The sequence below is a fragment of the Erythrobacter sp. CCH5-A1 genome (assembly GCF_001557115.1).
GTDB lineage: Bacteria > Pseudomonadota > Alphaproteobacteria > Sphingomonadales > Sphingomonadaceae > Erythrobacter.
On the sequence record NZ_LSKQ01000265.1, the window covers coordinates 19,007 to 27,675 of the forward strand.

Here is an 8,669-nt window from a genome sequence, read left to right on the forward strand (position 1 = left end):
GGACACACAAAGTGGCGCAACAATCGACAATCGAATGGACCGACCTGACCTGGAATCCAGTCGTCGGCTGCAGCATCGAAAGTTCGGGCTGCACCAACTGCTACGCGATGCGGATGGCCGCGCGCCTGCAGGCGATGGGCAGCCCGAAATATGAAGGCCTGACCCGCAAGACGAAGCGCGGCGCGGTCTGGACCGACAAGGTCCGCTGCGATGAAGCGTCGGTCGAAATCCCTTTGACCTGGAAGAAGCCCAGGCGGGTCTTCGTCAATTCGATGTCCGACCTGTTTCATGCCGATGTCCCCGAAGCCTTCGTCGCTCGCATCTGGGATGTCATGCGCCGGACCCCCCAGCACCATTATCAGATCCTGACGAAGCGCCCCGCGCGGATGGCCGAAATCCTGCAGCGCATCGCGCCCGAGCCCCTGCCGAATGTCTGGCTGGGGACCAGCGTCGAAGGGCCGAAGGTCATGGAACGCATCGACCACCTTCGCGAAGTTCCGGCCAGCATCCGCTTCATTTCCTTCGAACCGCTGATCGCGGCGCTTCCCGATCTGGACCTGGCCGGCATTGATTGGGCCATCGTCGGGGGCGAGAGCGGGCCCCGCGCTCGCCCGATGGAAGAAGCCTGGGTCGAAGACATCCTGGACAGCTGCCTGGCGGCGGGAACCGCGTTTTTCTTCAAGCAATGGGGCGGCGTGAACAAGAAGAAGACTGGCCGGCTGCTGAAGGGCCGCACCTATGACGAAATGCCAGCCCTATAGGGATGAAATTCCTAGCTTGTAGCGCCTGATCACGCCGGTCGCGATCCGATCAATTAGGGCGATCGCGGGCGGCGAAGGCGAATTGCTCATGCAATACAGCAGGAAGAAGTCGTCCATCGTGCCGACCCGAAGGGGCAGCGGTTCCGATACATATCTGAACAGCCCCTGCAGGCATTGCCGATGGAACGCCGCGACTTCGGTCTTCGACGCGGTCCTGCCGGCGGGACCATCGATCAATCCCAGCAGATTATCGGTAGCGGGGGGCTTATAGAATTCGCTCACCCAGTCCGCTGTTCCGAACACTTCGGCAAGGCTCGCCTGTTTGCTCGCATCGATCTTTTCATAGCGATGGGCCAGCTGGCGCAGCGCGCCGCTTAGATTGGCCAGGAACCAGACATCAGCCTTCCCGCATGCCGCCAGGGCGCGCAGGGTTTCCCATTGCACCGCCAGACCATAGGGGTCGAGAAAGACCAGCGCGCGCGGACCGCCCAGGCTGAAGCCCGATCGGGTCCAAAGGGGCTTGCGAAATTCATCCTGGATGAACTGGTTTCCATCCCCTTCGAAGACGCTCGCGTCGCGGTCTGGGTATCGCTCGACCAGGCGCCGAAGCGAAGCGGCATGGTCGGGCTTGATGTCGCCGAAGCGGTAATGGTGGAAGGGCGGCTGCAGGCTTAACGCGCGCGCCGCGCTGCCAGGGAATTCCTGTTCGATCACGCTGGCGGGCTCCAGGTCGAAGAACGCGCCGACCTTCGTCTTCACCGTCCGCGTCCCTGTTCCCGCGAAGGGGTCAAAATACCAAAGGTCGAACTTCTGCTGGATCGATTGGATGAACCCGACGCTATAGGCCTGAAGCGCCGCCAGCTTCACTTCGGTCCAGTCGCCACCGAACGAATGTTCGGCCAGCTGCCCCCCTGTTTCCACCGCTTGCTATGCCCCTTCGATTGTCACTGTGTCAGCATCGCCGAACATCGCTTCATGCGGGCCGACGCCCAGCTTCATTTCGCCGATCGCGCAGGTCTTCGGGTCGATCTGACCGACCGCGGTCATCATTTCAGGGCCAGCGCCGCGGTCGATCTTGAACCGGAAGGCGGCAACCCGCCGCCCCTCGCCATCGGCATCGCGAACGCTGAAGTCTTCGAAGCTGAAGCTGGGCCAGAACTTTGGGTCGACGCCAGACCGAACGCGGTCGGTCAGCTTCGAAAGGAAGTCTGGGTCGACCGATCGGCAGATGTCGACCGGCTGTTCGCGCCAAAGGTCCACTTTGCGGATGTCGAAGGTGTCAGGCGATGGCGCTGGGGCTGGGCTTTCCTCGCCAGAAGAACAGGCGGTCAGCGCCAACAACAGGGGGACGATGGCTTTCTTCATACTTTCCGAACGATAGCGACCACCCGCCCGATTAGGAACAGTTCATCGTCGACCGCGCGGTCTTCAGGGACAGCTGGGTTATCGGAGAGGATGGCGACGCTGCCATCGGGGCGCGGGCGCAGGCGCTTGACCATCCCGACCCCGCCGAAGCTGAACGCCCAGATCTGGTCGGCGACGCGAATCGTGTCGACGCTGCGATCTATCAGCATCTGGTCATTCGAACCGATGGTCGGCGCCATGCTGTCGCCCAGACCATCGGCGATCACCAGGTTTTCCGCCTGCGCTTTCGTGTAGCGCCGGATGAAGGAGAGCGGGAAGGGCTCGCTGCGAACGGTCGCGTCGAAGTCGTCAAGGAAGGTTCCGCCCATCCCATAAGCCAGATCGATGACAGGGATTTCGATGATCCGGTCATCGACCGACGCGCGCGGCGCGATCGGCGCGCTGGCCATTGACGGGTCATCGGTTTCGCCCAGCAGGAATTCTTCGCTGGTCTGAAGATGGCGCGCGATTTCCCGAAGATGTTTCGAGGTTTGGGCGTTGCCGCTGACCAGCTTCCAGACCGTCTGTTGCGACACCCCGATGCGGCGCGCCAGTTCAGCCTGCGACCAGTCCAGGTCGCGCAGCCTGCCTTCGATTCGGTCCCCGATGCCCATCCCGAAGGGATAGGGCCGAAACGGGAACGGGGCGCGTAAACTTTGGGTGTTGACCATAACAACCTTGGTTGTTATCTGAAGGTCATGAACAAACTTCTAACGCCCTTCGAAGCCCTGACCCTCGCGGTCGACAAGGCCGGTTCGCAGGCTGAAATCGCGCGCATCGCCGAAGTCAGCCCGACCGCTGTCTGGAAATGGGTCCAGTCTTCGAAGCGGGTTCCCGCCGAATTCGTCCTGAAGATCGAAGCGGCGACCGGCGTGTCGCGGCATGATCTGCGCCCCGACATCTATCCGCGCGAAACGATGGTCGACCAGCGCGCGGGCTCGCGCCTGTTCGGCATCGATCGCGCTGTCGGGTCGTGCCAGCAACGGAGCGCGCAAGCATGACCATCCCCCAGCCCTTTGCCCCCTCGCGCCCGATGGTCGAAGCGAAGCTGCAGTTCCGGCTGCAGCCTGGCGGTCGCAAGGCTGGCGCGAACTGTTTCATGCTTTGCCCGAAATGCGATGCGCCCGCGTTCATCCGCCGGTCGGAGCGCATGAGCGAAACTGTCACCCAGATGACCTGCCATTGCACCGATTCCGCATGCGGTCACATTTTCCGCGCCGACATCGTCTTCGTTCACACCCTGGTCGAAGGGAACATCGACCGGCCTGATCTGAACCTGCCGGTCTGTCCGCGCGACCAGCTGGTCCACGTTCGCCCGCCGGCCAGCGAAGCCGACGAAGACCAGCCCACATTCTTCGAAGACCCGCCCAGCACCGGCTGAAGCGGGCGCCATCCGAACCACCACCAGCTGACGAGAGCGGCGGGGCCGAACCCGCCGATGGGGAGCCTTTACCTATGCCAAGCGACGAAACCATCCGCCGGCTGCAGCGCGCTGTCAAAGCGTTCTGCATTGCCACCGCCTTCCTGACCGCGACCGCGATCATCGTCATCCTGGAAGAAGCCGCGCCCCGCATCGCTCTGGAACTGGCCGCGCGATGAACCTGGGCGATGAAGTCATCAAGGCGCTGAAGCGCGACTTCGGTTTCAAGAAGGTCCGCGGCGCATGGATGCAGGAAGGCACCTGTCCGCAATGCGGAAAGCGCGAAGCCTATTGCGCCGCCGAGGAACCGAAGATCGTCCGCTGCGGCCGCGCCGAACGCTGCGGATGGGAAGACAGCGTTCGCAACCTGCTGCCCGACCTGTTCGAAGACTGGTCGAAGCGCTTCCCGCCGACCGAAACCAACCCCGACGCCGCCGCCGAAGCCTATCTGGCCTATGAACGCGGGCTGGACCTGCGCTTCCTGCGCGGCAAGTTCAGCCAGGAAGTCTTTCGCGACCCCGACACCGGCCAGACATCGGCGACCATCCGCTTCCCGATCACCCAGGACTTGCTGGGCGGGTCATGGTGGGAACGCATCATCGACAAGCCTGGGCGCTTCCAGAAGAAGGCGCACTTCAAGCCGCGCAGCAGCTGGTCGGGCCATTGCTGGGCGCCGAACGGGCTCGACATCCCGACCCTGGCAAAGTCCGAAACCATCTGGATTGCCGAAGGCATCTTCGACGCGGTCGCGCTCCATCAGGGCGCAAAGGTCGCCGCGGTTTCGAACATGTCGGTCAACCCCTACCCCGAACATTTCCTGAAGGCGCTGGCCGACTATCTGCAGGCCGAAGGCATCGCGACCAGGCCGAAGCTGGTCTTCGCGTTCGATGTCGGCGCCGCCGGCGTCTTCTATGCGAAAAAGCATATCAAGCGCGCCTTCAAGGAAGGCTGGGTCGCGACCGCCGCCCAGGTTCGCCCCGATGGCGAAGGGTCAAAGCTGGATTGGAATGACCTGCTGCTGCGCCAGCAGGCCTTCCAGGGCGCGCCCGAAGATGGGCCGCTGGGGCCGAACGCGATCGCCGAATATCTGCACAATGGCGCGATCACCATCGCCGAAACCGCAATGCAGAAGGCGCGCCTGATCGTCGACCGCGCGCAGGCGAGAGCCCGCGCCATCAACAGCTTCGACATGCGCCACGATAACCGGCTGTTCTGGGTCAATGTGAAGACCGACGAAGACACCGGCGGAACCCAGATCAACCTGACCGAAATCGCGAACTGCGCCTTCAGGCTGCTCTATCGCGAGCGCGACGAAGTCGCCGACGAAACCACCTATTTCCTGAAGATCGACTTCCCCGATCGCGCGGGCGAAGTGAAGGCGCGCTTTTCATCGGCAGCCTGCGCCAACGCGGGCGAATTCAAAAAACGGCTGATGGCCTTCGCCGGCATGTGGAGCGGGACCGGCGAACAGCTGGACCGGCTGATGAAGAATCAGACCCGCCGGCTGAAGGTCGTCGAGCCGATCGGGTTCACCGGCTATTCGCAGGCGCACCGCGCATGGGTTCTGGGCGACCTGGCGGTCCACCAGGGCCGCGTTCTGAAGGTCAATGCGGAAAACTATTTCGATGTCGGCAAGCATGCGGTGAAGCTGCGGTCGACCGAACGCCTGCTGTCGATCGACTATGACCCCGACCAGCTGCGCTTCGACTGGCTCGACGATGTCTGGACCGCCTACGGGCCGCGGGGCCTGATCGCGCTCGCCTTTTGGGTCAAGTCGCTGTTCGCGGTCCAGATCCGCGAAAAGCACAAGTCGCTGGGCTTTCTGGAAATCACCGGACCCCCAGGGTCGGGCAAGTCCACCCTGGTCGAATTCCTTTGGAAGCTGCTGGGCCGCGTCGGTTACGAAGGCTTCGACCCGAACAAGGCGACCCGCGCCGCGCTCGCCCGCAACATGGTGAAGGTCGCGAACCTGCCGGTCGGTCTGATCGAAAGCGGGCGCGGCGACGACAATGGTCGGGCGCATTCCCGCCAGTTCGACCCGAACGAATTGCTGGTCCTTTACAACGGCAGATCGCCGCGATCGCTGGGCAAGAAGACCGGCGGTTATGAGGTCGATGAACCGCCCTTCCTGGGCTCGATCTACCTGATGCAGAACGAGCGCATCGACGCGATTCCGGCAGTCCTGGAACGCCTGATGTCGATGGCGATCGACAAGTCGCTTTGGGGACCAGGGACGAAGGAAGCGGCGCAGCGACTGGAAGGCTGGCCGGTCGAAGAATGCAGCGGGACCATCGTCCACATCATCCGCCAGGAAGCCAGCTTCCTGCAGTTTTTCTTCGACCGCTTCACCTTCCACGATTCCCAGATGGGGAAGCGGGTCGAAGGCCTTTCCAACGCCCGCCCGATCAAATGTCATTCGCAGCTGGCTGCCGCGATCGAAGCCCTGCCCAGGCTGTTCCCGAACTGCCGCCAGGATTGGGTCGACCAGGCCATCGCCGAAGTCGACCGCATGGCGCTGGACCGCCAGCAATCCGCCGGCGGCGATCACCCGCTGGTCGCCGACTTCTGGGAAAAGGTCGACTATCTGATCGGGCGCGAAGGGCCGCATGATCACGAACAGGGCAAGAGCCTTAACCGGCATCGGCGCGCCGAAGACTTCGTCGCCATCAATCTCCCCGACTTCGAAGCCCGCTGTCGCCAGGCGGGCATCTTCCCGCCGCCGCTGGACCAGCTGAAGAAGCTGTTGCGCGGGTCGAAGTCGCGCCGCTGGCTGGCGACGAAGGCGGTCAACCCGCCAGGCGACGACAGCAAGGCGCAACAATGCTGGGTCTTCGAACAGCCGAAGGCCGGAAGGGCGCCGGTCATATGATCGACCAGCCCACCCCGACCCGCATCTGGCAGGGCATCGAAGCGGCAGACCCGCCGGTTCTGCGCAACGCCTTCGACCAGCTGCTGCAGATGGCTGAAGCCATGCTGGAATCGCGCCGGAAGCGCTTCCCTGGCGAAGTCGCCGGCGGGAAGCTGACCGCCGACGAAGCCCAGCGCGAACTGATCGCGTTCGAATATCTGGTCGCGAACTGGCGCTTTATCGCCACCGGCCAGGGCGAGCCCGCCGGTTACGGCGCCGACCATGTCCTGCGCGACGCGCTCGACGAAGCCATCGCCCGCATTGCCGCCTTCGCGGACGAAGCGGGCGGTTTCACCGAAACCCTGGGAGAGCAAGCGCAGGCGGTCATCGCCCTGCGCTGGCACCTGGAGCCTGGGCGCAGAACCATCGCGCTGGCCAGGCTGAACCACCAGCTGCGCGCCGAAGCGCGGGCAGCGATCACCAGCAGGGAGCCTGCAGCATGATGACGAAGACCTTCGAAAAACTGCACCCGATGGCCTGCCGCTGCCGCGCCTGTCGCGCGCCGCATCAGACCGCGAACATCGCCCCGCGCCCGACTTGGCGCCTTCACCCGATCGCGAAGGCCTTGCTGGCCTGCTGCGCCTTCTGGGTCTTCATCGGCGCCCTGGTCGCCCTGTTCTGGGGGGCGGCACAATGACCCATGCGGCAAGCTATGAATGCACTTCCTGCTCGATAGGACATCTTTCGATCGACGGCAGTTTCCCGCCTGACTGGCGACTGGTTCGCGGCGCGCCGATGTGTGGCGACTGCGCACCGGCAGACCCCGATGGCGGCGCGTCGGCGCAGGTCCAGACCGCGCCCGACTATGTCCGCTGCGAAACCGCCATCCCGCTGGTTTCGGGTTCCTATCTCGACCTGGCCGACCCCGATTGCAGCGTCATCAGGCCGGTCGACATCGCCGCGGGCCTGCGCCAGCCCCGCTTCGGCGCCCAGACCCGCGAGTTCTACACCATCGCCCAGCATTCGCTGCTGGTTCTGCGCCTGGTCAGCCCGCTGGCGCGCCAGCTGGGCGGCGAAAAGGGGCTGCAGCTGCGCCGCTGCGCGCTGATGCACGATGCCGCCGAAGCCTTCATTCATGACATCGTCACCCCGCTGAAGCGCCAGCTGCCCGACTATCGCAAGATCGAAGCCCGCCTGGAACTGCGCCTGGCCGACCGCTTTGGCTGGTCCTGGACCGACTACCGCCGGCAGCAGGTCAAGCTGGCCGACCTGCAGGCGCTGGCGATCGAACAGCGCGACCTGGTCGGGCGAACCGACCCCTGGCCAATTCTCGACCGCATCGATCGCGCGCAGCTGGCCAGCGTGAAGATCACCCGCTGCTGGCACCCCGACGAAGCGCAAGACCGCTTCCTGGCTGCCTTCGCCGACCTGTTCCCCGCTGATGAAAGGCTTGCCGCATGACCGTTTACACCACCACTTTCGAAATCATCGGCGAAGGCCGCGTCCAGGCTGATCTTCATGAACTGCTGAAGCGCGACGCCGCTGGCAAGCAATGGGCCTTCGTCAAGGAAGTCGGCGGGTCGGGCTATTGCCCAAGCGCCTGGAACGGGGCGCTGCAGTCGGTTCTGTTCGATGGCGAACTGCCCGAAGGCTGGCGCCGCATCGGCACCGTCAAGGGCATGACGAACGCGGTCCCTAGGGCTTCGTCGAAGGCTGGCAAGGCATTGCTGGCAAAGATCGCAGCCCTGCCCAGCAAGCCCCTGGCGACCAGCTTGGCCGCTGATCTGGGATATAACCCCGCATCCTTCGCGATGGATGGGTTCTCGATCTACTTCCCGACCGAAATCCGCGTCGAGCATCCCGAAACCCGCCACTTCCTGCGCCTTCCCCTGCAGGCCGGCGATGGCTTCGAACCCGACCTGCAGCGCCTGAAGCCTGTCGCCGAAAGCGAACTGATGAAGGCGGTCGAAGATCACAACGCTGAAGCGAAGCGGCTGCGCGAAGTGGAGCCCAGCGCATGACCGCCTATGCCGAGCGCCAGCGCGCCCAGAACGCGCGTCGCGACGCCTTGGCGCGCCTGCGCCTGGTTCGCCCCCTCACCAGCGAAGAACGCGACGAAGAAGCCCGCTTGGAACGCTGCCTGCAGATGCGGGTCTGGCGAGCCCAGCAGCGCGAAGTCGAACGTCGCATCGCCGCCCGCGAAAAGGAACTGACCCGATGACCCGCCCCCATCCCC

13 protein-coding genes are annotated in these 8,669 nt (G+C 64.1%); 10 read left to right on the forward strand and 3 right to left on the reverse strand.

The genetic code is table 11. From position 1 onward, the window contains the following. Positions 1-11 precede the first annotated feature (11 nt). Entirely contained in the window at positions 12-761 is a 750-nt protein-coding gene (locus AX708_RS16020; protein WP_066530438.1) for a DUF5131 family protein, read from the forward strand. Here AX708_RS16020 and tcmP read toward each other — a convergent pair. From tcmP to AX708_RS16035, 3 genes are read right to left on the reverse strand one after another with little or no spacing between them, the layout of a single operon-like run. Next, a complete protein-coding gene (gene tcmP / locus AX708_RS16025) occupies positions 756-1,682 on the reverse strand; it encodes a three-Cys-motif partner protein TcmP (protein WP_066530431.1) in 927 nt (308 codons plus the stop codon). The two genes, AX708_RS16020 and tcmP, sit on opposite strands and share 6 nt — an antisense overlap. A 6-nt stretch (positions 1,683-1,688) precedes the next feature. Next, positions 1,689-2,126 carry a hypothetical protein gene (locus tag AX708_RS16030; RefSeq protein WP_066530428.1) on the reverse strand — a complete coding sequence of 146 codons (438 nt, stop codon included), beginning with the start codon at positions 2,124-2,126 and terminating at the stop codon, positions 1,689-1,691. Then, positions 2,123-2,836: a S24 family peptidase gene (locus AX708_RS16035; RefSeq protein ID WP_067490444.1), complete on the reverse strand. Its 714-nt coding sequence runs from the start codon at positions 2,834-2,836 to the stop codon at positions 2,123-2,125. Before AX708_RS16035 ends, AX708_RS16030 begins: the two co-directional genes overlap by 4 nt. Before the next feature lie 27 nt (positions 2,837-2,863). Here AX708_RS16035 and AX708_RS16040 point away from each other — a divergent pair, with 27 nt between their 5' ends. The 9 genes from AX708_RS16040 (at position 2,864) to AX708_RS16075 (ending at position 8,654) form a co-directional block, all read left to right on the forward strand. Next, complete coding sequence (locus AX708_RS16040) at positions 2,864-3,166, forward strand: YdaS family helix-turn-helix protein (protein WP_082745603.1); 303 nt, start codon at positions 2,864-2,866, stop codon at positions 3,164-3,166. Next, positions 3,163-3,546 carry an ogr/Delta-like zinc finger family protein gene (locus tag AX708_RS16045; protein WP_066530424.1) on the forward strand — a complete coding sequence of 128 codons (384 nt, stop codon included), beginning with the start codon at positions 3,163-3,165 and terminating at the stop codon, positions 3,544-3,546. The genes AX708_RS16040 and AX708_RS16045 overlap by 4 nt, the downstream gene beginning before the upstream one ends. Before the next feature lie 74 nt (positions 3,547-3,620). Then, on the forward strand, positions 3,621-3,764 hold the full coding sequence (locus AX708_RS20600; protein WP_156443322.1) for a hypothetical protein: 144 nt from the start codon (positions 3,621-3,623) through the stop codon (positions 3,762-3,764). Continuing rightward, on the forward strand, positions 3,761-6,454 hold the full coding sequence (locus AX708_RS16050) for a toprim domain-containing protein (protein WP_066527541.1): 2,694 nt from the start codon (positions 3,761-3,763) through the stop codon (positions 6,452-6,454). The genes AX708_RS20600 and AX708_RS16050 overlap by 4 nt, the downstream gene beginning before the upstream one ends. Beyond that, on the forward strand, positions 6,451-6,936 hold the full coding sequence (locus AX708_RS16055; protein ID WP_066527535.1) for a hypothetical protein: 486 nt from the start codon (positions 6,451-6,453) through the stop codon (positions 6,934-6,936). Before AX708_RS16050 ends, AX708_RS16055 begins: the two co-directional genes overlap by 4 nt. Beyond that, positions 6,933-7,130, forward strand: a complete 198-nt coding sequence (locus AX708_RS16060; RefSeq protein ID WP_066527533.1) for a hypothetical protein — start codon at positions 6,933-6,935, stop codon at positions 7,128-7,130. Before AX708_RS16055 ends, AX708_RS16060 begins: the two co-directional genes overlap by 4 nt. Beyond that, positions 7,127-7,894 carry an HD domain-containing protein gene (locus AX708_RS16065; RefSeq protein ID WP_156443321.1) on the forward strand — a complete coding sequence of 256 codons (768 nt, stop codon included), beginning with the start codon at positions 7,127-7,129 and terminating at the stop codon, positions 7,892-7,894. The genes AX708_RS16060 and AX708_RS16065 overlap by 4 nt, the downstream gene beginning before the upstream one ends. Further along, the gene (locus AX708_RS16070; RefSeq protein ID WP_066527526.1) at positions 7,891-8,454 is read left to right on the forward strand and encodes a hypothetical protein; all 564 of its coding nucleotides are present in this window, start codon (positions 7,891-7,893) and stop codon (positions 8,452-8,454) included. Before AX708_RS16065 ends, AX708_RS16070 begins: the two co-directional genes overlap by 4 nt. Beyond that, positions 8,451-8,654: a hypothetical protein gene (locus AX708_RS16075; protein ID WP_066527523.1), complete on the forward strand. Its 204-nt coding sequence runs from the start codon at positions 8,451-8,453 to the stop codon at positions 8,652-8,654. The genes AX708_RS16070 and AX708_RS16075 overlap by 4 nt, the downstream gene beginning before the upstream one ends. The last annotated feature ends 15 nt before the right edge of the window (positions 8,655-8,669 follow it).

Bases quoted from the DNA above. Each gene is read 5' to 3' on its own strand.
- AX708_RS16030 (WP_066530428.1), bottom strand. From the start codon at position 2,126: ATGAAGAAAGCCATCGTCCCCCTGTTGTTGGCGCTGACCGCCTGTTCT.
- AX708_RS16035 (WP_067490444.1), bottom strand. From the start codon at position 2,836: ATGGTCAACACCCAAAGTTTACGCGCCCCGTTCCCGTTTCGGCCCTAT.
- AX708_RS16040 (WP_082745603.1), top strand. From the start codon at position 2,864: ATGAACAAACTTCTAACGCCCTTCGAAGCCCTGACCCTCGCGGTCGAC.
- AX708_RS16045 (WP_066530424.1), top strand. From the start codon at position 3,163: ATGACCATCCCCCAGCCCTTTGCCCCCTCGCGCCCGATGGTCGAAGCG.
- AX708_RS20600 (WP_156443322.1), top strand. From the start codon at position 3,621: ATGCCAAGCGACGAAACCATCCGCCGGCTGCAGCGCGCTGTCAAAGCG.
- AX708_RS16050 (WP_066527541.1), top strand. From the start codon at position 3,761: ATGAACCTGGGCGATGAAGTCATCAAGGCGCTGAAGCGCGACTTCGGT.
- AX708_RS16055 (WP_066527535.1), top strand. From the start codon at position 6,451: ATGATCGACCAGCCCACCCCGACCCGCATCTGGCAGGGCATCGAAGCG.
- AX708_RS16060 (WP_066527533.1), top strand. From the start codon at position 6,933: ATGATGACGAAGACCTTCGAAAAACTGCACCCGATGGCCTGCCGCTGC.
- AX708_RS16065 (WP_156443321.1), top strand. From the start codon at position 7,127: ATGACCCATGCGGCAAGCTATGAATGCACTTCCTGCTCGATAGGACAT.
- AX708_RS16070 (WP_066527526.1), top strand. From the start codon at position 7,891: ATGACCGTTTACACCACCACTTTCGAAATCATCGGCGAAGGCCGCGTC.
- AX708_RS16075 (WP_066527523.1), top strand. From the start codon at position 8,451: ATGACCGCCTATGCCGAGCGCCAGCGCGCCCAGAACGCGCGTCGCGAC.